Source organism: Azorhizophilus paspali, assembly GCF_043587585.2.
GTDB classification, from domain to species: Bacteria; Pseudomonadota; Gammaproteobacteria; order Pseudomonadales; family Pseudomonadaceae; genus Azotobacter; species Azotobacter paspali.
In genome coordinates, this window is sequence record NZ_CP171449.1 from 3,104,650 (window position 1) to 3,126,481 (window position 21,832).

The 21,832-nt window shown below is 63.8% G+C and carries 18 protein-coding genes and 3 tRNA genes; 11 read left to right on the forward strand and 10 right to left on the reverse strand.

Annotation, left to right across the window (positions count from 1 at the left end; genetic code table 11):
• Positions 1–21 precede the first annotated feature (21 nt).
• Positions 22–852 carry an NADPH-dependent 7-cyano-7-deazaguanine reductase QueF gene (gene queF, locus ACGI6K_RS15015; protein ID WP_376945976.1) on the reverse strand — a complete coding sequence of 277 codons (831 nt, stop codon included), beginning with the start codon at positions 850–852 and terminating at the stop codon, positions 22–24.
• Between the two features lie 124 nt (positions 853–976).
• Between queF and ACGI6K_RS15020 the strand changes: the two genes are divergently transcribed.
• Positions 977–1,660, forward strand: a complete 684-nt coding sequence (locus ACGI6K_RS15020; RefSeq protein WP_376945974.1) for a heavy metal response regulator transcription factor — start codon at positions 977–979, stop codon at positions 1,658–1,660.
• Positions 1,657–2,952 carry a heavy metal sensor histidine kinase gene (locus tag ACGI6K_RS15025; protein ID WP_376945972.1) on the forward strand — a complete coding sequence of 432 codons (1,296 nt, stop codon included), beginning with the start codon at positions 1,657–1,659 and terminating at the stop codon, positions 2,950–2,952. The genes ACGI6K_RS15020 and ACGI6K_RS15025 overlap by 4 nt, the downstream gene beginning before the upstream one ends.
• A 28-nt stretch (positions 2,953–2,980) precedes the next feature.
• Here the strand turns inward: ACGI6K_RS15025 and ACGI6K_RS15030 are convergent, their stop codons facing one another.
• Both ACGI6K_RS15030 and ACGI6K_RS15035 read right to left on the reverse strand, forming a co-directional pair.
• Positions 2,981–3,760, reverse strand: coding sequence for an ABC transporter permease (locus ACGI6K_RS15030; RefSeq protein ID WP_376945970.1), 780 nt, complete (start codon positions 3,758–3,760; stop codon positions 2,981–2,983).
• On the reverse strand, positions 3,757–4,689 hold the full coding sequence (locus ACGI6K_RS15035) for an ABC transporter ATP-binding protein (RefSeq protein ID WP_376945968.1): 933 nt from the start codon (positions 4,687–4,689) through the stop codon (positions 3,757–3,759). Before ACGI6K_RS15035 ends, ACGI6K_RS15030 begins: the two co-directional genes overlap by 4 nt.
• Positions 4,690–4,869: 180 nt before the next feature.
• On the opposite strand from ACGI6K_RS15035, the gene ACGI6K_RS15040 reads away from it, so the two are divergent.
• Entirely contained in the window at positions 4,870–7,317 is a 2,448-nt protein-coding gene (locus ACGI6K_RS15040) for an acyl-CoA dehydrogenase (RefSeq protein WP_376945966.1), read from the forward strand.
• 90 nt (positions 7,318–7,407) lie between these two features.
• Positions 7,408–7,815: a PA2817 family protein gene (locus tag ACGI6K_RS15045; protein ID WP_376945964.1), complete on the forward strand. Its 408-nt coding sequence runs from the start codon at positions 7,408–7,410 to the stop codon at positions 7,813–7,815.
• A 90-nt stretch (positions 7,816–7,905) separates the two neighbouring features.
• Here ACGI6K_RS15045 and ACGI6K_RS15050 read toward each other — a convergent pair.
• The 4 genes from ACGI6K_RS15050 to ACGI6K_RS15065 all read right to left on the reverse strand — a co-directional run bounded on the left by ACGI6K_RS15050 (position 7,906) and on the right by ACGI6K_RS15065 (position 9,283).
• Positions 7,906–7,981, reverse strand: a tRNA-Gly gene (locus tag ACGI6K_RS15050).
• Between the two features lie 117 nt (positions 7,982–8,098).
• Positions 8,099–8,174: transfer RNA gene (locus tag ACGI6K_RS15055), tRNA-Gly, on the reverse strand.
• Between the two features lie 2 nt (positions 8,175–8,176).
• Positions 8,177–8,252: transfer RNA gene (locus ACGI6K_RS15060), tRNA-Glu, on the reverse strand.
• Positions 8,253–8,401: 149 nt separating this feature from the next.
• Positions 8,402–9,283: an ATP-binding protein gene (locus tag ACGI6K_RS15065; RefSeq protein WP_376945962.1), complete on the reverse strand. Its 882-nt coding sequence runs from the start codon at positions 9,281–9,283 to the stop codon at positions 8,402–8,404.
• Between the two features lie 101 nt (positions 9,284–9,384).
• Here ACGI6K_RS15065 and ACGI6K_RS15070 point away from each other — a divergent pair, with 101 nt between their 5' ends.
• On the forward strand, positions 9,385–11,703 hold the full coding sequence (locus ACGI6K_RS15070) for a hybrid sensor histidine kinase/response regulator (protein WP_376945960.1): 2,319 nt from the start codon (positions 9,385–9,387) through the stop codon (positions 11,701–11,703).
• Between the two features lie 89 nt (positions 11,704–11,792).
• On the opposite strand, the gene ACGI6K_RS15075 is transcribed toward ACGI6K_RS15070, so the two are convergent.
• Both ACGI6K_RS15075 and msrB read right to left on the reverse strand, forming a co-directional pair.
• Positions 11,793–12,269: a glutathione peroxidase gene (locus tag ACGI6K_RS15075; RefSeq protein ID WP_376945958.1), complete on the reverse strand. Its 477-nt coding sequence runs from the start codon at positions 12,267–12,269 to the stop codon at positions 11,793–11,795.
• Positions 12,270–12,343: 74 nt separating this feature from the next.
• Positions 12,344–12,745 (reverse strand): peptide-methionine (R)-S-oxide reductase MsrB, encoded by a 402-nt coding sequence (gene msrB / locus ACGI6K_RS15080; protein ID WP_376945956.1) that lies wholly within the window; start codon positions 12,743–12,745, stop codon positions 12,344–12,346.
• A gap of 246 nt (positions 12,746–12,991) precedes the next feature.
• Between msrB and ACGI6K_RS15085 the strand changes: the two genes are divergently transcribed.
• The 3 genes from ACGI6K_RS15085 to ACGI6K_RS15095 all read left to right on the forward strand — a co-directional run bounded on the left by ACGI6K_RS15085 (position 12,992) and on the right by ACGI6K_RS15095 (position 16,086).
• A complete protein-coding gene (locus ACGI6K_RS15085) occupies positions 12,992–14,203 on the forward strand; it encodes a pyridoxal phosphate-dependent aminotransferase (RefSeq protein ID WP_376945954.1) in 1,212 nt (403 codons plus the stop codon).
• 266 nt (positions 14,204–14,469) lie between these two features.
• Positions 14,470–15,342 (forward strand): protease HtpX, encoded by an 873-nt coding sequence (htpX, locus tag ACGI6K_RS15090; RefSeq protein ID WP_376945952.1) that lies wholly within the window; start codon positions 14,470–14,472, stop codon positions 15,340–15,342.
• A 96-nt stretch (positions 15,343–15,438) separates the two neighbouring features.
• Positions 15,439–16,086, forward strand: coding sequence for a DUF2959 domain-containing protein (locus ACGI6K_RS15095; protein ID WP_376945950.1), 648 nt, complete (start codon positions 15,439–15,441; stop codon positions 16,084–16,086).
• A 26-nt stretch (positions 16,087–16,112) separates the two neighbouring features.
• Here ACGI6K_RS15095 and ACGI6K_RS15100 read toward each other — a convergent pair whose 3' ends face one another.
• On the reverse strand, positions 16,113–16,769 hold the full coding sequence (locus tag ACGI6K_RS15100; protein ID WP_376945948.1) for a thiopurine S-methyltransferase: 657 nt from the start codon (positions 16,767–16,769) through the stop codon (positions 16,113–16,115).
• A gap of 1,040 nt (positions 16,770–17,809) precedes the next feature.
• Here ACGI6K_RS15100 and ACGI6K_RS15105 point away from each other — a divergent pair.
• The 3 genes from ACGI6K_RS15105 to ACGI6K_RS15115 all read left to right on the forward strand — a co-directional run bounded on the left by ACGI6K_RS15105 (position 17,810) and on the right by ACGI6K_RS15115 (position 21,787).
• Entirely contained in the window at positions 17,810–18,304 is a 495-nt protein-coding gene (locus ACGI6K_RS15105; RefSeq protein ID WP_376942396.1) for a sigma-70 family RNA polymerase sigma factor, read from the forward strand.
• Positions 18,301–19,236, forward strand: a complete 936-nt coding sequence (locus tag ACGI6K_RS15110) for a FecR domain-containing protein (protein ID WP_376942394.1) — start codon at positions 18,301–18,303, stop codon at positions 19,234–19,236. The genes ACGI6K_RS15105 and ACGI6K_RS15110 overlap by 4 nt, the downstream gene beginning before the upstream one ends.
• Before the next feature lie 145 nt (positions 19,237–19,381).
• Positions 19,382–21,787, forward strand: coding sequence for a TonB-dependent siderophore receptor (locus tag ACGI6K_RS15115; protein WP_376942392.1), 2,406 nt, complete (start codon positions 19,382–19,384; stop codon positions 21,785–21,787).
• Positions 21,788–21,832: the final 45 nt, after the last annotated feature.

The following is a 21,832-nucleotide window of genomic DNA, read 5'->3' on the forward strand; positions in this document are numbered from 1 at the left end:
GCGGGCAGTGCGCCCGCCCCGTCACTGGCGCGCCAGGCGCCAGTTGCCCGCGACCATCGCCCCGGTGCTGCGCCAGGGGTTGATGTCCAATCCGCCACGGCGCACGTAGCGCGCATAGACGGTCAGCCGCTCCGGCTCCAGCAGGCGCAACAGATCGAGGAAGATGCGCTCGACGCACTGCTCGTGGAAATCCGCATGCTGGCGGAAGCTCACCACATAGGCCAGCAGACTGGCGGGGTCCAGCTCCGGGCCATGGTAATCGACCACCAGGCTGCCCCAGTCCGGCTGACCGGTCACCGGGCAGTTGGACTTGAGCAGATGGCTGTGCAGCACCTGTTCCACTCGGCGCGCCGAGTCGCAGCGCAGCAGCTCGGCCGACGGCCGCCTATAGCGGTCGATAGTCACGTCCAGTTCGTCGATGCACTGTCCGGGCAATGTCGCGACGCCATGCTCCTGCACTTCGTCCAGACTGCGCAGGCGCACCGCCACCGGCGCGCCGCTGGCGGCGGAAAGATCCCTGGCCAGAGTCTCGCGCAACACTTCGCGGTCGGCGAAGACGGTCTGATTGAGCGAGTTGAGATAGAGCTTGAAGGACTTCGATTCGACGATGTTCGGCGAATCGGCAGGGATCACGAACTCGCCGACGGCCACCACCGGCTTGCCGGAAGGCAGCAGCCACGACAGCTCGTAGCAGTTCCACACATCCACCCCGAGGTACGGCAGATTTTCGGCCGCCAGCCCCAGCTCGGCCCATTTCGGCGCGCGCGGGATGGGGAACAGCAGGGACGGCGTGTAGGTGTCGAGGTATTCGCTGGACTTGCCCAGCGGGGAATCTTCGGCGGCGGGATGCATGATGCGAAAACCGGGTGACCTGATCGAACGCGGCAGTGTATCGGGTTCGCGACCGGCTTTCATGCCGCAGGACGAACGGGCCAGTAGCCGCTATAAAGGATCTCCTTTCTTGGTGGACATGACGATGAAATTGCTGATCGTCGAAGACGAACCCAAGACCGGCTGCGCCCTGCTGCAGGGACTCGGCGAGGCCGGCTTCGCCGTCGATCTGGCCGTCGACGGCACGAGCGGCGAACGCCTGGCGCTGGCAGGCGAGTACGATCTGCTGATCCTCGACGTGATGCTGCCCGAGCGCGACGGCTGGCAGATCCTGAACGCTGTGCGCCAGGCGGGCCTGGAGACGCCGGTGCTGTTTCTCACTGCCCGCGATGCGGTGGCGGACCGGGTGCACGGCCTGGAGCTGGGTGCCGACGACTACCTGGTCAAGCCCTTCGCCTTCGCCGAGTTGCTGGCGCGGGTGCGCAGCCTGCTGCGCCGCGGGCAGGTCTCGGCCCCGGAAACCCGCCTGCAGGCCGCCGACCTGGAGCTCGATCTGTTGCGCCGGCGAGTCCGCCGCAACGGCCGGCGCATCGAGCTGGCGCCCAGGGAATTCGCCCTGCTCGAACTGCTGCTGCGCCGCCAGGGCGAAGTGCTGCCCAAGTCGCTGATTGCCGTCGAGGTCTGGAACATGCACTTCGACAGCGGGACCAACGTTGTGGAAGTGGCCGTGCGCCGCCTGCGCGCGAAGATCGACGACAGCTTCGTGCCGCCGCTGATCCATACGGTGCGCGGCCTCGGCTATGTCCTCGAGGTGCGCGAGGCGCCATGAGACCGCTATCCCTCGGTACGCGCCTGAGCCTGCTGTTCGCCGCTTGCAGCGCGGCCGTCTCGCTGCTCGCCGGGCTCTTCTTCAACCAGGCCAGCGAGGCGCACTTCGTCGAACTCGATCGACAACGACTGGCGGGCGAACTGGCGGTGCTGCGCGGCCTGCTCGACGGCGTCGCCGACCAGGCGGACCTGCCGGGTCGCTTGCCCGCCGTGCGGGAAGAGCTGGCCCGGCATCCGGAGCTGAGCCTGCATATCATCGGCGGCGACGGTCACCTCTGGTTCGACAGCCTCCCCGATAGCGATCCCGCCGCCCTGCGCACCCTGGAGGCACGGAACGCCGATGGCACGCGGCTGGTCGTGCGCCTGAACATCGCTCACCACCGGCATTTTCTCGAAGATATGCAGCGCATGATTTGGTTCGGCGTCGGTCTGTCCGCCCTGGCCACCGCCCTGCTCGGCGCCTGGGCAGTGCGCCGCAGCCTGCGCCCGTTGCGGCGGATGGGCGAAGTGGCGGGCGGGATTTCCGCCAGCTCGCTGACCACCCGCCTGGAACAGGACCGCCAGCCCGCCGAGCTGGCCGAACTGGCGCAGGCCTTCAACGCCATGCTGGCGCGGCTGGAGGATGCCTTCGCCAGGCTCTCGGCCTTCTCCGCGGACATCGCCCACGAGCTACGCACGCCACTGTCCAATCTGCTGACCCAAACCCAGGTGACTCTCTCCCGGCCACGCGCCCTGGAGGAGTACCGCGAGGCCCTGCATTCCAACCTGGAGGAACTGCAGCGGCTGGCGCAGATGGTCGCCGACATGCTACTGCTGGCCAAGGCGGACCACGGCCTGCTGTTGCCGAACCGCGAGCCGCTGACGCTCGGCACAGAGATCGACACGCTGCTCGACTACTTCGCACCGCTGGCCGAGGATGCCGGGATACACCTGGAACGCCGTGGCGATGCCCAGTTGATGGCCGACCGCGGCATGCTGCTCCGGGCGCTGTCCAACCTGCTGGACAACGCCCTGCGCTTCACCCCGGCCGGCGGCGAGATTCGCCTGGAGCTGACCGGCACCCCGAGCCGCCTGCGCCTCGAGGTCGGTAACAGCGGCCCGGCTATACTGCCCGAGCAGTTGCCGAAACTGTTCGACCGCTTCTACCGGGTCGATCCGGCACGGCGCGAAGGCGACGGCGAGCACGCCGGCCTGGGCCTCGCCCTGGCCCGCTCCATCGTCCGCGCCCATGGCGGGGAGATCCGCTGCGAGTCCAGCGAGGGCTGGACTCGCTTCATCCTCGAATTTACCTGAAGCCGACCATGCGCCGGCTGTGCCCGGCCTATTGGCGCAAGCCACGTCCGCTCGCCAGCAGATGCAGGCAATAGGCGTACAGCAGCGCGCTAGCCAGCAGCATGAAGCCGATGGCGACGCCGATGTGGATGTCGGAGACGCCGAGGATGCCGTAGCGGAAGGCGTTGACCATGTGCAGGATGGGGTTGCCCAGCGACACCGCCTGCCAGAACGGCGGCAACAGGTCGATCGAGTAGAACACCCCGCCGAGGTAGGTCAGGGGCGTCAGGACGAAGGTCGGGATGATCGAGATGTCGTCGAAGTTGCGCGCGAACACCGCGTTGACGAAGCCACCGAGCGAGAAGATGCTCGCGGTGAGCAGCACCACCAGCACTATCAGCCCCAGGTGATGCACCTGCAGATCGGCGAAGAACAGCGACAGCAGGGTTACGATCAGTCCCACCGCCAGGCCGCGCAGCACGCCGCCGATGACATAGCCGAGCAGGATGATGTGCGGCGAGACCGGCGCCACCATCAGTTCCTCAATCGAACGGTGGAACTTGCTGCTGAAGAAGCTCGACACCACGTTGCCATAGGAATTGGTAATCACCGCCATCATGATCAGGCCGGGCACTATGTAGTCCATGTAGGCGAAGCCGCCCATCTCGCCGATGCGTCCGCCGATCAGGTTTCCGAAGATCACGAAGTACAGCACCATGGTGATCGCCGGCGGCAGCAGGGTCTGCGGCCAGATGCGCAGGAAGCGATTCACTTCGCGGACGACGATGGTCTTCAGGGCGACCAGGTTGGCACGCAGTTCCAGACTCATGGCGCCACTCCATCGAGACTCCTCTCCACCAGGGACACGAACAGCTCCTCCAGGCGATTGGTTTTGTTGCGCAGGCTGAGCACTTCGATGCCCTGCCGGTCCAGTTGGGCGAACAACTCGGTCATGCCGTGGCTCTTCTCCACCTGCACCTCCAGGGTATGGTCGTCCACCAACCGCGCCGGATAGCCCGACAATTGCGGCTCGACCAGTTGCGGCTCCTTGAGGTCGAGCAGGAAGGTCTCCAGGTGCAACTTCTTCAGCAGCTCGCGCATGCTGGTGTGCTCGACGATCCGCCCGTGGTCGATGATGCCGATATGGCGGCAGAGCTGCTCGGCCTCCTCCAGGTAGTGGGTGGTGAGAATGATGGTGATGCCCTGGCGGTTGAGTTCGCCGAGAAAGCTCCACATCGAACGGCGCAGCTCGATGTCCACCCCGGCGGTGGGCTCGTCGAGGATCAGCAGGCGTGGCTGGTGGACCAGCGCCCGGGCGATCATCAGGCGCCGCTTCATGCCGCCGGAGAGCATGCGCGAGGGCAGGTCGCGCTTGTCCCACAGCCCCAATTGGGTCAGGTATTGCTCGGCGCGGCCCCTGGCGATGCGCGCCGGGATGCCATAGTAGCCGGCCTGGGTGACGACGATGTCGAAAGTCTTCTCGAACTGGTTGAAGTTGAACTCCTGCGGCACCACGCCGAGGCAGCGCTTGAGACCGCTCGGGTCGCGATCGAGGTCGTGACCGAACACTTGCACGCTGCCGCCGGTCTTGTTCACCAGCGTCGAGAGAATGCCGATGGTGGTGGACTTGCCGGCCCCGTTGGGGCCGAGCAGGGCGAAGAAATCGCCCTCGGCCACGTCCAGGTCGATACCCCGCAGGGCCTTAAAACCATTGGCGTAGGTCTTGGTCAGTTGCCGAATGGACAGGGCGGAACTCATGGGAATACGCGCACGTAACTGATCGGGAAAGCGGCATATTGGGGCGAGGCATCAAGATTGCAACCACGGCCTCGAAAGGCCGTCGCCCCGACCGCTTCCAGCCGTACTCGACTATCCTCAAAAGAATCGCGCCTTCCGGCAGGCCCATGCGCCGGTCTGCCCCTTCTCGGGAGGATGCCCATGCTGCTCGCCTGGCTTCTGCTTCTGGCCATCGGCCTGCTCGTGTTGGCCCATCTGCGCACGCCGGCCCTGCTCGTCCTGGCATTGCTTGCCCTGTACCTGATCGCCATGGGACTCTCCGGCGATGCCCCCGGCTGGCTGCTGACGCTGCTCTGGCTGCCCTGGCTAGCGCTCGCCCTGCCGCTGCTCGCGCCGCACCTGCGCCGGCGCTACTTCAGCGGCCCGCTGCTAAGCTGGCTGGGCAAGGCCTTGCCGCCCCTCTCCGACACCGAGCGCGAGGCCATCGAGGCCGGCAGCGTGTGGTGGGACGGCGAGCTGTTCGGCGGGCGACCGGACTGGAACAGGCTGCTGGGTTACCCGAAGCCCAGTCTCACGGCAAAAGAGCAGGCCTTTCTCGACGGCCCCGTCGAGGAACTGTGCGCCATGGTCAGCGACTGGGAGATCGGCCAGCGCCTCGACTTGCCGCCCGAGGCCTGGGCCTTTATCAAGGCGCAGGGCTTCTTCGCCCTGATCATCCCGCAGGAGTACGGCGGCAAGGGCTTTTCCGCCCATGCCCATTCGCAGGTCGTGATGAAACTGGCCAGCCGCAGCGGCGATCTGGCCTCGACGGTGATGGTGCCCAACTCACTGGGTCCGGCGGAACTGCTGCTGCGCTACGGCACCGAGGAGCAGCGCCGCCACTACCTGCCGCGCCTGGCCGACGGCCGGGAAATCCCCTGCTTCGCCCTGACCGGCCCGCATGCAGGCTCCGATGCCGGCGCCATGCCCGACAGCGGCATCGTCTGCCATGGTCTGTGGCAGGGAGAAGAAGTACTCGGCCTGCGCCTGAATTGGGAGAAGCGCTACATCACTCTCGGGCCGGTGGCCACCCTGCTCGGCCTGGCCTTCAAGACCTACGACCCCGACCATCTGCTCGGCGACCGCGAAGAGCTGGGCATCAGCCTGGCGCTAATCCCCACCGACACGCCGGGCATCGAGATCGGTCGCCGCCACCTGCCGCTCGGCGCCGCCTTCATGAACGGACCGAACGCCGGCCGGGACGTATTCGTGCCGCTGGATTTTCTCATCGGCGGCCAAGCGACGATCGGCAGAGGCTGGTCGATGCTGATGGAATGCCTGGCGGTGGGGCGCTCGATCTCCCTGCCGGCGGTCGGTACCAGCGTAGCCAAGAGCTGCAGCTACACCTGCGGGCGCTATGCACGCATCCGCGAGCAGTTCGGCGTGCCGCTGGCCAGCTTCGAAGGCATCCAGGAAGCCCTGGCGCGCATCGGCGGCAACGCCTGGCTGATGGACAGCGCGCGCCTGCTCACCGCCCAGGCGGTGGATCTCAGCGAGAAACCCGCGGTACTCTCGGCCATCCTCAAGTTCCAGTCGACTGAACGCGCCCGCGAATGCATCGCCCACGCCATGGACATCCACGGCGGCAAGGGCGTCATCCTCGGCCCGGGCAACTACCTGGCGCGCCTCTGGCAGATCGCCCCGATCTTCATCACCGTGGAAGGCGCCAACATCCTCACCCGCAACCTGATGATCTTCGGCCAGGGTGCCGTGCGCAGCCATCCCTATCTGCTGCGGGAGATGAACCTCGCCCGCCGGGCGGATCAGGCCGGCGCGCTGGACGAATTCGATACGCTGCTACGCGGACACCTGGGCCACATCGTCGGCAATGCCGCCAGCAGCCTGTTGCTCGGCCTCGGTGGCGGCCGACTGGATCGGGTTCCGGGCGATGCCCCGAGCCGCCGCCACTTCCGCGCCCTCAATCGCCTGGCGGCAGCCTTCGCCTTGCTCGTCGACCTCAGCCTGCTGCGGCTCGGCGCCGAACTGAAACGCCGCGAGCGTCTCTCGGCACGCCTGGCCGACGCATTGAGCCACCTCTATCTCGGCTCGGCCGCGCTCAAGCGCTATCACGATCAGGGACAACCCCATGAGCAGCGCGTCTTGCTCGACTGGGCCATGGAAGAATCACTGGCCCGGACCGAAGAAGCCCTGGCCGGCATTCTCGCCAACTTCCCCGGTCGTGCCCTTGGCGTGCTGCTGCGCCTCCTGGTTTTTCCCCTCGGTCGTCGCCATCGGGGGCCGTCCGACCGACTGGATGCCCAGATCGCCGCCATCCTCGGCCGCGCCGAGGACGATCCGGCTTTGGCGGCGCTGCTCGATGGCTGTCATCGTCCGCAGTCCCCCGAGCAGCCGCTCGGCGCCCTGCGCCAAGCCTTCGAGCGGCTCACCGCCACCCGCGACAGCGCCGGAAAGTTGCGCGCGGCGCTTCGCGACGGCCGGTTGCGTCCGCCTCCTAGGGTCGATCCGATCGATGCGGCGCAGGCCGGCGGTGTACTGGACGACGCCGAAGCCGCTGCCCTGCGAGCGGCGGAAGAGGCGCGGATGCTGGTCATACGGGTCGACGATTTCGCCCGCGAAGAGGTCCAATTGAGCGAAGGCAGGGTTCGCTGAGAACGAACCCGCGTACATCGGTCCCGCGGTGCGAAGGGAGTCGGCGCAGCGGACTGTTATACTTCGCACCCATTTGATCGCAGGTATCCCATGCCCACGTCCTACCTCGACCACAACCTCGCGCTGCTCGCCCAACTACGTGCCCTGCTCATCGCACTGGGCGAAGCCGAACAAGTCTCCGACGAGAGCCATGCGCTGTTCATGGAACGCTTCGACGAGTTGCTGATGTCCCTGCCGAAGATCCCGGAGGATCGCCATCTGGGTCAGGACATGATCTGCCAGGTATTCCACCGCTATCCGCAGATCGCCCACCTGGTGCCGCGCGATCTGCTGTGGTTCTTCGGCGGGGACTGCCTGCATTTCATGCCGGACGAGGAAATCGCCTTGTACCAAGAACTCGACGAACGCCGCTTCGATGCCGAAGAACAGGACAAGCCTTTCGACTGGAACCGGGAAAAACAGATGCTCGCCCTGCCGGAAGACAGCAGCAGGCACTGAACGCGAAAAGCCCGCCGAATGGCGGGCTCGCGAGGTCTGGTCGGGACCGAAAACGAAAACGCCGCCCGAGCGGCAGCGTTTTCGCGAATTTGGAGCGGGAAACGAGACTCGAACTCGCGACCCCGACCTTGGCAAGGTCGTGCTCTACCAACTGAGCTATTCCCGCAGGGGTAGTCCTTTCGGACTTTCGGATCGAACGGCCCTTTCCGGCCAGATCCTCAAGGCTCCTCGCTCGAACCTTGTGGTGAAAGTGACGACTCGTACATCGACGCCTTCGAGAACTTGGAGCGGGAAACGAGACTCGAACTCGCGACCCCGACCTTGGCAAGGTCGTGCTCTACCAACTGAGCTATTCCCGCTTTGGCGTCCCCTAGGGGACTCGAACCCCTGTTACCGCCGTGAAAGGGCGGTGTCCTAGGCCACTAGACGAAGGGGACGCGGCCTGGAGCTTTAACGGATCTTCCAGCCTCCAGCACTTGGCTTTCGCGTCGGCACCGGAAGTGGGGCGCATTCTAGGGAGCCTTTCGAAAGCCGTCAACACCCGAATAAAGATTTTCCAAATCAAGGACTTCCCGGCATCGGACGGTCATCCGAGCAGTCGCAGGCCGACCCAGTGGCGGGCGAACTGGTAGGCGCAGCGGCCATTACGGTTGCCGCGCCCCTGGGCCCAGCGAATCGCCGCCTGTTCCAGGGACTCGTCCCAGTCCCAGGCCAGTCCGCACTGTCCGGCCTGCACCGAGATCCAGTGGCGCACCACGGACAGGTAGTGGTCCTGGGTAAAGGGATAGAAGGACAGCCACAGACCGAAGCGGTCGGACAGGGCGATCTTGTCTTCCACGGCCTCGTTCGGGTGCACCTCGCCGTCCACCAGTTGCCAGTTGTCGTTGTCGCTCTGCCGCTCCGGCATCAGGTGACGGCGGTTGGAGGTGGCGTAGAGCAGCACGTTGTCCGGCGCGCGCTCCAGGGAACCGTCCAGCACGCTCTTGAGTACCCGGTAGTCGCCGTCGCCGGCCTCGAAGGACAGGTCGTCACAGAACAGCACAAAGCGCTGCGGCAGACCGACCAGCCGCTCGACCACCCGTGGCAGGTCGGCCAGGTGATCGCGCTCGATCTCGATCAGGCGTAGGCCGGCTCCGGCATACTCGGCCAGCAGGGCGCGGACCAGGGAAGATTTACCGGTACCACGAGCGCCCCACAGCAGGGCGTGGTTGGCGGGCAGGCCGGCGACGAACTGATGGGTGTTGCGCGACAGTTGATCGCGCTGGCTGTCCACACCGATCAAGTCGACCAGATGCAGATCCAGGTTCACCTGCAACGGCAGCAGCGCTCCGTCGCGTCCGCTGCGCTGCCAGCGCGCTGCCAGGGTGCAGCTCCAGTCGAGCGGGGGCTGCACGGCCGGCAACAGGGGTTCGAGACGGTCCAGCAGGACCTGGGCTTGGTCAAGAAATTCGTTCAATCTGGCGTTCACAATCCGTCCTTTATAGATAATCAGAATGCATGAAGGGTTCTGCCAGCCCGAGACATGCTTGAGTTATCCTACGCGGCTAGCATCTGGACTCCTGCCACTGCATGAACATAGCGCCAACCAACCGCCTCTCCTACAAGCAGGCCTCGCTGGCGGTACTGGCCGCGTTCGTGCTCGGTACCTTGCTCAGCCTGGCGAAAATCAGTCTGGATTATGCCAGCCAGAGCGCATCCATCGAACGCGAAATCAACAGTCTGCAGCAGATCAGCCTCAACCCGGCGGCGCGCATCGCTTACAACATCGATGCCGAACTGGCCCAGGAACTGCTGCTCGGCCTGCTGCGTTCGCCGGCAGTAATCGGTGCCGAGATCGTCGACAGCGACCAGCGCCCCCTGGCGGCGGTCAGTCGCCCGGCGATGAACAGCGAATACCGGGTGCTCAGCGACATGCTGTTCAAGCCCAGGCGCTACTTCGAGGCACCGCTGAGCATCGCCCACGCCCCCGACGAAGCCCTCGGCTTCCTGCGCCTGGAAATCGACACCTATGCCTTCGGCAGCGCTTTTCTCGAACGCTCCGGACTCACCCTGCTGACCGGCTTCGCCAGTAGCCTGCTGCTCGCCCTGCTCCTGCTGGTGGTGTTCAACCGGATGCTGACCCGGCCGCTGATCGGCATCATCCAGCGCCTGAGCGAACACAACCCCAACGAGAGCCGGCCGCTGCCCTGCCCGCCAAGCCATGGAAGCGACGAGATCGGTATCCTGGTCCAGGCCATCAACCAGTTGCTGCGCAAGACCGGCCAGGAGATCAAGCAGCGGCGCGAGGCCGAAAACCGCCTGACGGAATATCTCGGCGAGCTGGAGAACATGGTCTCCGCGCGTACCGCCGAGCTGGAGGCGGCCAACGCCCGCCTGACGCAGAGCAACCGCGATCTGGAGGCGGCCCGCAGTACCGCCCTGGAGATGGCCCAGGCACGCTCGGCCTTTCTCGCCAACATGAGCCACGAGATCCGCACGCCGCTGAACGGCCTGCTCGGCATGCTGTCGCTGTCTCTCGACGGCCCGCTCAGCAACGAGCAGCGCCAGCAGTTGTCGGTCGCCTACGCCTCCGGCAAGGTGCTGGTCCGCCTGCTCAACGATGTACTCGACCTGTCCAAATTCGAATCCGGCCAGATGGAGTTGGAGCGGATTCCCTTCGACTTCGGCGCATTGATCGAGGATGCCACCGCTCTACTCTCGCAGAGCGCGGCGCCCGGCGTCGAGCTTACCTGCCTGATCGACCCCGGGCTGCCGACCCAGGTGATCGGCGACCCGACGCGGGTCAGGCAGATCGCCAGCAACCTGATCTCCAACGCGCTCAAGTTCACCCGCTTCGGACGGGTCGACGTCTGCCTGCAGGCCAGCGGCGAGAACGTACGGCTGGTCATCCGCGACACCGGCATCGGCATCTCCCGGGAAGCCCAGACACGCATCTTCCAGCCGTTCGCCCAGGCCACCGCCAACATCACCCGCCAGTACGGCGGAACCGGTCTCGGCCTGGCCCTGACCCGCAAGCTCTGCGATGCCATGCAGGGCCAGCTCACCTTCTTCTCCAAGGAGGGCCTGGGCAGCACCTTCACCGTCGAGCTGCCGCTGCCCTGCCACACGCCGGCTAAGCCTCGTGCCCCGCTGCACGGCCGCGTCATCGGCATGACCCCCGGCAGCAGCGGCCTGGCGCAACTGCTGGAGATGCACTTACCGAGCTGGGGGCTGGAGTATCGGCGCCTGGACATCGGCAGCGGCCTGGCGGGAATCGGCACCGATCTGCTGATCACCGACTGCCCGCAATGCCTGCTGGGCATGCGTCCGGCGGTCAGTGCGCCTTTTCTGGTGGTGGCTGCCTACGGCAGCTTCTTGCCACGGGAGGAGACACACGCCTTGGCGCCCCTCCAGCAACTGGCGCGACCGCTCTCCCGCGCAGCCCTGTACCAAGCGGTGGTACGCGCCCTGCAGGCCGTCGAGGAGCCTCAGCTAGCCGCTCTCGAAGCGGTGCAGGCGACGCCGCGACAGCGCCAGGTTCTGCTGGTCGAGGACAACCCGGTCAACCAGATGGTCGCCAAGGGGATGCTCGCCAAGCTGGGCTACGAGGTCGCCATCGCCCCCCATGGCGCCGAAGCGCTGTCCTATCTGGAACACGGTCCGGTCGATCTGATCCTGATGGACTGCAACATGCCGGTGATGGACGGCTACGAAACCAGCCGGCGGATTCGTCAGGACGGGCGCTGGTCGGAACTGCCGATCATCGCGCTGACCGCCAATGTCCTGCCGGAGGAACGCGAACGTTGCCGCACCGCCGGCATGAACGACTACCTGGCCAAGCCCTTGCGACGCGAGGATCTGGCCAACATGCTGCATACTTGGCTACCGGGCGGGGCGAATGCCACATGAGCGGAGCCGACGATGGGTCCGAGGACTCTGCGGCAAACGAGCAAACAGCACTACACGAGGCCTGCCTGATACTGGCCGTCGGCCAAGCCTTATTCAAGCAGGGCTTCGATTTCGCCACACAGCTCGCGTGGGCCGGTCACGGGAGCGAAACGCCTGATCACCCGGCCCTCCCGGCCGATCAGGAACTTGGTGAAGTTCCACTTCACGCTCTGGCTACCCAGCAGGCCTGGCGCACGCTTCTTCAACTCCACGAACAGGAGGTGTGCCCGGGGTCCATTGACCTCGACCTTCTGAAACAGCGGAAAATCGACGCCATAGCGAAGCTGGCAGAACTCGGCGATTTCGAGCTCATTGCCTGGCTCCTGATGACCGAACTGATCGCAGGGGAAGCCGAGCACCACCAATCCCCTTTCCCGATAACGCTGCCAGAGCATCTGCAGGCCTTCGTACTGGGGCGTGAAACCGCAACGGCTGGCCGTGTTCACGACCAGCCAGGCGCGCCCGGGAAAATCGGCCAGCGTCCGCAGCTGGTCATCGAGGGGAATGCCGAACAGCGGGTCGTGCATACGGAATGCCTCCCAAAAGCTCCGGGACTGTTCCGGCCACTGCCCGGAACAGATCGGGAATGAAGTCTGCCGGCTCAGCCCTCGTCGCGCGGCTTCAGGCGCAGCGAGGCGGAGTTGATGCAATAACGCAGCCCGGTTGGCGGTGGGCCGTCGGGAAACACATGGCCCAGGTGGGCATCGCAGCGGGCGCAGAGCACCTCGATGCGGTACATGCCGTGGCTGTAGTCGTCGCGGCTGGTCAGGGCGTTGGCGACCACCGGCTGGAAGTAGCTGGGCCAGCCGCAGCCGGCGTCGTACTTGGCGTCGGAATCGAATAGCGGCGCATCGCAGCAGGCACAATGGTAGACCCCGGGCACGCTGGTGGCGTAGTACTCGCCGCTGAAGGCCCGCTCGGTGCCGCCCAGGCGGCAGATGCGGAAACGTTCATCGGACAGTAGCTCCCGCCAGACATCAAGGGATTTTTCGAGCTTGTCCATGCGTGTTCCTCGTTGACTGGAAAAAAGCCCAACCGATACCTTTCCACCGAATCGGGCCGCGACGTATGATTCACAACTAGTTTGTCATCCGCGTCATCCATAGCCAAGGCCGCAAGGCCCGAATCGGCCCGGCGGCGAGGGATGGCTGCGTTCGCCGCCCCCGGCTCCCGGCCCCGGCCGGCACCACCGTCCTCCTTCCCTGCCCCGATTCCAGTTCCTGCGCGCTTCTTCTTCGGGATCACACACATGCAGGTCAATAAATCGAACAAGCTCGCCAACGTCTGCTACGACATTCGCGGGCCGGTGCTCAAGCACGCCAAGCGTCTGGAGGAGGAAGGCCACCGCATCCTCAAGCTGAACATCGGCAACCCGGCGCCGTTCGGTTTCGAGGCCCCCGAGGAAATCCTCCAGGACGTGATCCGCAACCTGCCCACCGCCCAAGGCTATAGCGACTCCAAGGGGCTGTTCAGCGCCCGCAAAGCGGTGATGCAGTACTACCAGCAGAAGAAGGTGGAAGGCATCGGCATCGAGGACATCTACCTGGGCAATGGTGTGTCCGAGCTGATCGTCATGGTCCTGCAGGCCCTGCTCAACAACGGCGACGAAGTGCTGATCCCGGCACCCGACTACCCATTGTGGACAGCGGCCACCAGCCTGGCCGGCGGCAAGGCGGTGCATTACCTGTGCGATGAGCAGTCGAACTGGTATCCCGACATCGCCGACATCGAGGCCAAGATCACCCGCAACACCAAAGCGCTGCTGCTGATCAACCCGAACAACCCCACCGGCGCGGTCTACCCGCGGGAAGTGCTCGAGCGGATCGTCGAGGTCGCCCGGCAGCACAACTTGGTGATCTTCTCCGACGAGATCTACGACAAGATCCTCTACGACGACGCCCAGCACATTTCCACCGCCTCCCTGGCGCCGGACGTGCTCTGCCTGACCTTCAACGGCCTGTCCAAAGCCTATCGGGTGGCAGGCTTCCGCTCCGGCTGGGTAGCCATCTCCGGTCCCAGGCACAAGGCGCAGAGCTACATCGAGGGCATCGACATCCTCGCCAATATGCGCCTGTGCGCCAACGTGCCGGCTCAGCACGCGATTCAGACCGCCCTCGGCGGTTACCAGAGCATCAACGACCTGATCCTGCCCGGCGGCCGCCTTCTAGAGCAGCGCAACCGTACCTGGGAATTGCTCAACGACATTCCCGGAGTCAGTTGCGTCAAGCCGATGGGCGCACTCTACGCTTTTCCGAAGATCGACCCCAAGGTTTGCCCGATCCACAACGACGAGAAATTCGTCCTCGACCTGCTGCTGCAGGAAAAGCTGTTGATCGTCCAGGGCACCGCCTTCAACTGGCCGTGGCCGGACCACTTCCGCGTGGTCACCTTGCCGCGGGTCGACGACCTCGAACAGGCCATCGGCCGCATCGGCAACTTCCTCAAAACCTACCGTCAATAAAAGACACGATGGAGCCGGAGATCGACGATTTCCACAAGGATGCCGCAGCCGGCTGGCATGCGGCGGTTCCGCTCCAGCCTAGCTTGGCAGGCCCCGCTGGAAGGCGACGACGAACGCCTGGCAGGTTCCGACCATCAGATCATCGAGCAGCCTCCGACCCGCCCAGAGGACACAGTTTGAAATAGTCGCCCGGTTGAAGCCCTTGGGGACGCGACCTTATATAGCCCGGCATGAAACCCATGCCTCTGTGAGGAGAACCTGATTCCATGATGCGCATCCTGCTGTTCCTGGCTACCAACCTGGCGGTGCTGCTCATAGCCAGCATCACCCTGAAACTGCTCGGGGTCGACCGGTTCACCGGCCAGAACTACGGCAACCTGCTGATTTACTGCGCAGTGTTCGGCTTCGCCGGCTCCTTGGTATCGCTGTTCATCTCCAAATGGATGGCGAAGATGAGCACCGGCACGGAAATCATCAGCCAGCCGCGAACCCGTCATGAGCAGTGGCTACTGCAGACCGTCGAGCAACTGTCCCGCGACGCAGGCATCAAGATGCCGGAGGTCGGCATCTTCCCCGCCTACGAAGCCAACGCCTTCGCCACCGGCTGGAACCGCAACGACGCGCTGGTGGCGGTCAGCCAGGGCCTGCTGGAGCGCTTCTCGCCGGACGAGGTGCGCGCCGTGCTGGCCCACGAGATCGGCCACGTGGCCAACGGCGACATGGTGACCCTGGCGCTGATCCAAGGCGTGGTGAACACCTTCGTGATGTTCTTCGCGCGGATCTTCGGCACCTTCGTCGACAAGGTGGTGCTGAAGAACGAGGAAGGCGAAGGTATCGGCTACTTCGTCGCGACCATCGCCGCCGAACTGGTGCTCGGCATCCTCGCCAGCATGATCGTCATGTGGTTCTCCCGTCGCCGCGAATTCCGCGCCGACGAGGCCGGCGCCCAGTTGGCAGGCACCCGTGCGATGGTCGGCGCCTTGCAACGCCTGCAAACCGAGCAGGAAATCCCGGTGCACATGCCGGACACCATGACCGCCTTCGGTATCAACGGCGCGAAGAAAGCCAGCCTCGCCGCGCTGTTCATGAGCCACCCGCCGCTGGAAGAGCGCATCCAGGCGCTGCTCCAACGCGGCTGATGCATGCCGCCGGAGACGGCGGCCTGCTAAGATGGCGAGAGGAAAAGGGGCGACCGCAAGTCGCCCCTTTCGTTTGTACCGGAAACGAGAGATCCCATGCGCCGACTGATTCTCGCCTACTGTACCCTGCTCTCCCTCAGCGGCCGCCAGAACGCTTACTACTCGATGATGGAAAAGGCCGGCGTCCACAAGCGCGACATCCTCGCCGACCGGGTCGAGGCCGCGCGCGACAGCCAGCAGGCGGCCAAGGAACGCTTCAAGGATGCACTCGAACGCTATCGCAGCGTGGTGCAAATCCAGGGCGGCGATCTGGAAGAGCGCTATGCCGCCCTCGATCACGAATACCGGGCCGGCGAGGCCAGCGCCAAGGCTGTGCGCCAGCGCATCGACGCCGTCGAGGACGTGGCCGAGGCGCTGTTCGCGGAGTGGGAAGGCGAGCTCGACCAGTACCACAACGCTACTCTGCGCCGAGCCAGCGCCAAGGAGCTGGAACGTACCCGTAAGCAGTACAAGACCCTGCTGACCCGCATGCAGGCGGCCGAGAAGCGTATCGAGCCGGTGCTCAGCGTGCTAAGCGACCAAGCGCTGTTCCTCAAGCACAACCTCAATGCCCGCGCCATCGGTGCCCTGCAGGGCGAATACCGCAGTCTGGAAAACAACGTCGATCAACTGCTGCGCGACATGCAGCGCTCCATCGACGAAGCCGACAATTTCGTGCGCCGCCTGCAGGCACCGCTCGGCTGAACGGCATGCAGCCGAATCGCCGCGCCCTAACGGCGCTCCAGGCGATAGACACGCTCTTCGAGCCGATCCAGCCCGCGCTGAAGGAACCTCCAGTTTTCCCCAAGCACGTCTAGCGCCTCCAGTAACCGGACTTGCCAGTCCGCCTCCAGAAGACGCCGCACTTCATGGTCATCGACGGCGAAAGGCGGGCCGCCCATCCGCGTCTGGTCGTAGTCAAAGCAGACCAGCAGACCCCGGCAGCCCGACGGTAGGATCGCCGACAGATGGGCGGCACAGCGCTCGCGCATCTTCGCTGGCAAGGCGATCAGCGCCGCGCGGTCGTAGAAGCCCCGGCAGTCGCCGACATCCGCGGCGCTCAGGGCAAAGAAGTCGCCACAGCGGATCTCCAGCGAACCGACCCGGTAGACCCTGAAGGCCCCCTGCCAGTCGACCTGCGGGATCAGTTGCTGCTCGTCGAAAAAATCTTGCACCGCCTTCTCCGCCAGCTCGACGCCCAGCACCGCGAAGCCCTGCCCGGCCAACCAGGCCAGATCCAGACTCTTGCCGCACAGCGGCACCAGCACCCGGCTTCCCGGAGCCAGCCCCAGGGTCGGCCAGTGGCGGCTCAGATAGGGATTGACCTGCGCCTGGTGGAAGCCGATCTCGTCGCGCGCCCAGCGCGCCTGCCAGAAATCCTCGTGCACGTGTTGCTCCTTCGAGTCGATGATGCGTAGACGACTTTACACGCGAAATGCATGGGTGAGATGCCCGATGCAGCAAGACCAGCCGACGCTCGGGCAAAGCCGATACCATATCGCTGCATTTGATCGCTGCCTCCGCGACAGATGCCCGATGCCTGACCTGAGCCGTACGCGCGTATTGGATCGTCGAGAACCAACTGCACCGGTGGCGTGGATGTAGCTTTCGCCGATGACCGGACACGCGCCAGGACACAGCGGCTCGCCCCATCGACAAGAAGGCTGGTATCGAGACCCGCTGTCTGGCCACATCCACTCCCGACACCTCCAAAACGTCCCGATCCATTGCTAGCCAGGGCAATCGCATGAAATGTCTTTCCGATACCGGACTGGAAAGATTGTGTGCCTGGTCGTTCCGGCCTGGTCTTCAAATCCGGTGCATCGGCTGCTTGCCGAGGGGCTGGATACTTCCTGTTTCGGCCCCCCGGCCGAGTCACTTTCTCTTTGCGCGCGCAAAGAGAAACTAACCAAAGAGAAAGCGCGCCCGGTCATTCGGCCCCGGCTGCGCTCGGCCTTCTGAACGGGAGTTGGGCTCCGGGTTGCCTGAAAGCGCTTTCGCTCTTGCGGCACGACCTGTCAGGCCGCGCCGGATACCCCCTTCAGGAGGCCGAGCGGAATCGTCGTGGAAGGGGTCGAGCGGCAAGGATGCCGCGAGAGCCGCGATGGGCCATGGCATGGATGGCCCTTCGCGGCGAGCCCCTGGAACGACGATGCAGGGAGGGAACCCGGAGCGAAGCGCAGGGCTGGATGAGGGGGTGGCCTTCTTTGGGGTTACTTTTTCTTGGCCAGACAAGAAAAAGTGACTCGGCCGGGGGGCCGAAACGGGGACTGTCCGGCTACTCGGTAAGCAGCCATGCCAAGGATCACACAATCTTGCCAGTCTGGTATCAGGCGAGCGCTTCATGCGATTGCCCTGCATTGCCAGCCAACATGAGAATAATTACTATTTGATACCGTTACATTCAACGTTTTCCGCTGGCGGCCTCATGGATATCCGCAACCAATCGCTGCATCGTCTGTTCGGTGAACACCATGGCTGGCTGTTCGAGCGTTTGCGCCAGCGGCTGGCCTGTCGGCACGATGCCGCCGACATGGCGGCGGAAACGTTCGCCCAAGTCGTCGCCCTACCGGATCCAAACGCCATTCGCGAACCACGGGCACTGCTCACCACCATCGCCAAGCGCCTGATATTCGCCAGTTGGCGCCGTCGCGATCTGGAACGCGCCTACCTCGAAACACTGGCCACGGAGGAACACCCGCTGGCTCCCTCGGAGGAAGAGCGCTACTTGGTGATGGAAACCCTGCTGGAAGTGGATCGCCTGCTCGGTGGCTTGTCGAGCAAAGCACGGGCCGCCTTTCTATTTAGTCAGGTCGATGGCCGAACCCATGCATCCATCGCCGAGGAGTTGGGCGTATCGGTGACACGCGTGCATCAGTACGTGGTGCAAGGACTGAAAGCCTGCTACCGGGTGGAGTCGTGAAAGCGTTGCCGCCGGCCATCGAACAAGCCATTGACTGGCATGCCCGTCGCAGTTCCGGCCAGTTCGACGAAACGGACCAGCTTCACTTTCAGCACTGGCTGGAAGCCGACTCCAACCACCGTACTGCCTGGGAAAGCCTGCAGCAATGTCTGCAACGGACCCTGCCGCCCCTGGGCAAACCAGCGGTACGCCGGGCCGTGCAAGCCACCCGGATCAAGCGGAGGGTATTCCTGCGTGGTGCTCTTGCCCTCGGTGGAGTGGCGGCTGGAGTGCATCTGCTGGGGCGTCCCGGAATGCCGCTGGCCGGCTGGAATGCCGATCTCAAAACCGATACGGCGCAGCGTCGTCAGTTCACATTGGCAGATGGCTCCGAACTACAGCTCAATGCGGAGACGGCTGTCGATCTCGATTTTTCCGCAACAAAGCGTTCGGTAACCTTGCTGCGAGGCAGCCTCGTCGCACGGATCCAGCCCCGGGAGCCCCTGTTCAGCCTGATCTGCCGCCATGGCGAGACCCGGCTGTCGGCCGGGCGCTGTCTGCTGGACCAGCAGGTCGACAGGGCACTCCTCTGGATTCTGGATGGCGAAGCCACATTGTCCTCTGCCGCGGGAGAACAGACGCGGCTGGAGGCAGGCCAGGGTGCCGAATTCGATACCGCTGGCGTAAGGGTTCTGCCACCACCCTCCGCAGATCCTACGGCCTGGACCCGCGGCTTGCTGGAGGTCAACGACCAGCCGCTGGCCAGGGTCATCGACAGTCTGCGCCCTTACCATCCAGGCGTGCTGCAGGTCGCCGACAGCGCCGCAGAACTGCGGATATCGGGGGTGTTCACCCTGGATGACAGCGAAAAGGCCCTGCAAGCCCTGGCTGAAATACTGCCCCTGCGGATAGAACGCTATCTGGGCTTCTGGACCCGGATCGAGCGCGCTTGATGGAGAAGCCACCAGCCCTGAGGCTCTCATCCTCGGGCGCGAAAAATTTTCCGACCTCCCCCTGCATAATTCCAGGGCTCATCGCACAGAACAGGTAAAGGCGCTGAACGAGCGCTTCCGTTACTTGCGATCTGGAGCTTCCCGTATGCGTTACTTCGACGTTCGCCCCCTTGTCATGGTCTGTACCCTAGCTGCTGTCCACGAACCGGCCAAGGCCGCCGATACGCTGTACGATTTCGTGCTGCCCGCGGCCCCGCTGGCCAACACGTTGATCCGGATCGGCCAGCAGAGCGGGCGGCAGGTATTGTTCATTCCCGCCGATGTGGAAAATCGCCGATCCACGCCAGTGACAGGAAGGTTCAGCGCCAATGAGGCCATAGAACGAGCTTTGGAAGGAAGCGGGCTGGTTTTGCGGATCACGGGCGATGGCTCCTTGAAGGTCCAACCTGCTCCCCGGACTCATGACGAATCCATGGAGCTGAGCCTCATCACGGTCGACGCCAACGCCCAGCGCGACGGAAGTGCCGCCGCCGGTTATGTCACTGAACAGATCAGCCAGGCTGGTCCTTGGCAGGGACGTAGTCTGCTCGATACCCCGTACTCGATCAACGTGGTGTCAGCCGAGCAGATTAAGAACGTGCAGGCCATCAGCCTCGACCAGGTGTTCAAGATGAACCCGGTGGTACAGTCGGTCATGCAGCAACGGCAGAACGATCAGCCGCGTATCACCTTGCGGGGTTTCGGCGGCTCCTCGGAATCCAACCTGGGACGTGACGGCATCCCCCGGGTATCCGGGGTGTACGCTCAGGGCATCAACCTGGAGGATGTGGAACAGATAGAGGTGCTCACCGGGGTTTCCGGGTTTCTCTATGGCCCCGGACATGTCGGTGGCTTGGTCAACTATGTCACCAAACGCCCCACGGCCAAACGCTTCAGCGAGATCAACGTGGGCAACGAAAGCGCTTTCAACGTCCGCTATCATGGTGACTTTGGCGGCCCGATCGACGATGAGGGGATCTTTGGCTACCGGATCAACGTTGCTCATCAAGAGGGGGAAACCCAGACCAAGGGTTCTTACGTGGATCGTGACTTCGCCAGCGCTGCATTCGACTGGCATATTCGCCCAAATTTGTTGCTCCAAGTCGAGGGTATGCGGCAACACTATGATGGGCATGGCGGCATCAACTCTTGGTATTTCTATCCGGGCTATGAGATTCCCAGTGCCAAACAGTTCGATCCGGATGATCGTCAGGGGCAAAAATGGTCTTATTACAAAGTTGAAAGTGAGCGAATGTCTGCACGTCTGCGATGGGAGGCCAACGACTGGCTGACCATTCGCACCGGAATTTCCCGCGAAGAATACGATCGGCGTCGCTTGAATACTTTGAAAGCGGTAAATTCGAACGATAGCTATTCACTTGGTTGGAGCTACGTCACACCCGGTACGACGAAAATGCTCGGTTCTTACGCCTATGCCGACCTGTCGTTCAATACCGGGCCGATCCAGCACAAGCTGACAGGCGGCGTCCTGCAATCGGCTTACGATCAAACCGGACGTACAACGTCTGGGAAACGCTCAGGCACCTTGGAGTCAGGTCTCACCTTTCGCTCGGGCACTGCTGCCTACGACAGGCCAACCGTGGCTTCAGTGGGAGGCGAATACAAGGTGGCAGAAGAGCGACATACCAGTTGGATGATCGGTGACGACATCGTTTTCAACGAGAAATGGTCGATGCTGCTAGGGTTCAACCATGCGACCATCATCACCAATGGGTGGGCCTCCAGCCACGAGCGTAATGCTCATTACAACAAGAGCAAGACAACCCCGACTATATCGCTGATCTATAAACCGGTGGATTGGATCACCACCTATATCAGCCATATGGAAGCCTTGGAAAGCGGAGGGACTGCCGCAGAAACCTACAGCGGCGGACTCGTGACCAATGCCAATCAGACCATGAACCCAATGGTCAGCCGCCAAATGGAGGCAGGGATCAAGGCCGATGTGGGCGGAATGCTGCTCACCGCCGCGGTGTTCGAGATCGACAAGGCACTGAGTTATTACGTCAACAACGGTGACGGCACCTTCACCTATCAGCAAGACGGGCGTCAGGTCCACGAGGGGATCGAACTGACCGCGACCGGTAAGGCCACTCCCAATCTGACCCTGGTCGGCGGTGCGACTTTCCTCGACGCCAGGGTTGAGGATCAAGCAGCGGACCCGAGCCTGGAGGGAAATCGACCGGTATACGTCGCCGAGCGAAATTTCAAGCTTTACGGTGAATATGCGCTCAACAGCATGCTTCCGGGGATGTCGGTCAACGCCGGAGCCTATTACACCGGCGACTCCTATTACGATTCGGCCAATACCCAGAAGATTTCCAGTTACACCATCTACGATGTAGGCGCGCGTTATGAGCTCAAAGCCCAAGATTACTCCATGACCCTCCGGGCGAATGTCTACAACCTGGGCGACAAGCGTTACTGGACGTCGGGTGGTTCTCTGGGCGACCCGCGTACGCTGATGCTCTCGACCAGTGTCGAATTTTGAGCGACTGCCATGTTTGGGATGGCACCGGGAATGGCTACCAGTTTG

Bases quoted from the DNA above. Each gene is read 5' to 3' on its own strand.
- queF (WP_376945976.1), bottom strand. From the start codon at position 852: ATGCATCCCGCCGCCGAAGATTCCCCGCTGGGCAAGTCCAGCGAATAC.
- ACGI6K_RS15020 (WP_376945974.1), top strand. From the start codon at position 977: ATGAAATTGCTGATCGTCGAAGACGAACCCAAGACCGGCTGCGCCCTG.
- ACGI6K_RS15025 (WP_376945972.1), top strand. From the start codon at position 1,657: ATGAGACCGCTATCCCTCGGTACGCGCCTGAGCCTGCTGTTCGCCGCT.
- ACGI6K_RS15030 (WP_376945970.1), bottom strand. From the start codon at position 3,760: ATGAGTCTGGAACTGCGTGCCAACCTGGTCGCCCTGAAGACCATCGTC.
- ACGI6K_RS15035 (WP_376945968.1), bottom strand. From the start codon at position 4,689: ATGAGTTCCGCCCTGTCCATTCGGCAACTGACCAAGACCTACGCCAAT.
- ACGI6K_RS15040 (WP_376945966.1), top strand. From the start codon at position 4,870: ATGCTGCTCGCCTGGCTTCTGCTTCTGGCCATCGGCCTGCTCGTGTTG.
- ACGI6K_RS15045 (WP_376945964.1), top strand. From the start codon at position 7,408: ATGCCCACGTCCTACCTCGACCACAACCTCGCGCTGCTCGCCCAACTA.
- ACGI6K_RS15070 (WP_376945960.1), top strand. From the start codon at position 9,385: ATGAACATAGCGCCAACCAACCGCCTCTCCTACAAGCAGGCCTCGCTG.
- ACGI6K_RS15075 (WP_376945958.1), bottom strand. From the start codon at position 12,269: ATGCACGACCCGCTGTTCGGCATTCCCCTCGATGACCAGCTGCGGACG.
- msrB (WP_376945956.1), bottom strand. From the start codon at position 12,745: ATGGACAAGCTCGAAAAATCCCTTGATGTCTGGCGGGAGCTACTGTCC.
- ACGI6K_RS15085 (WP_376945954.1), top strand. From the start codon at position 12,992: ATGCAGGTCAATAAATCGAACAAGCTCGCCAACGTCTGCTACGACATT.
- htpX (WP_376945952.1), top strand. From the start codon at position 14,470: ATGATGCGCATCCTGCTGTTCCTGGCTACCAACCTGGCGGTGCTGCTC.
- ACGI6K_RS15095 (WP_376945950.1), top strand. From the start codon at position 15,439: ATGCGCCGACTGATTCTCGCCTACTGTACCCTGCTCTCCCTCAGCGGC.
- ACGI6K_RS15105 (WP_376942396.1), top strand. From the start codon at position 17,810: ATGGATATCCGCAACCAATCGCTGCATCGTCTGTTCGGTGAACACCAT.
- ACGI6K_RS15115 (WP_376942392.1), top strand. From the start codon at position 19,382: ATGCGTTACTTCGACGTTCGCCCCCTTGTCATGGTCTGTACCCTAGCT.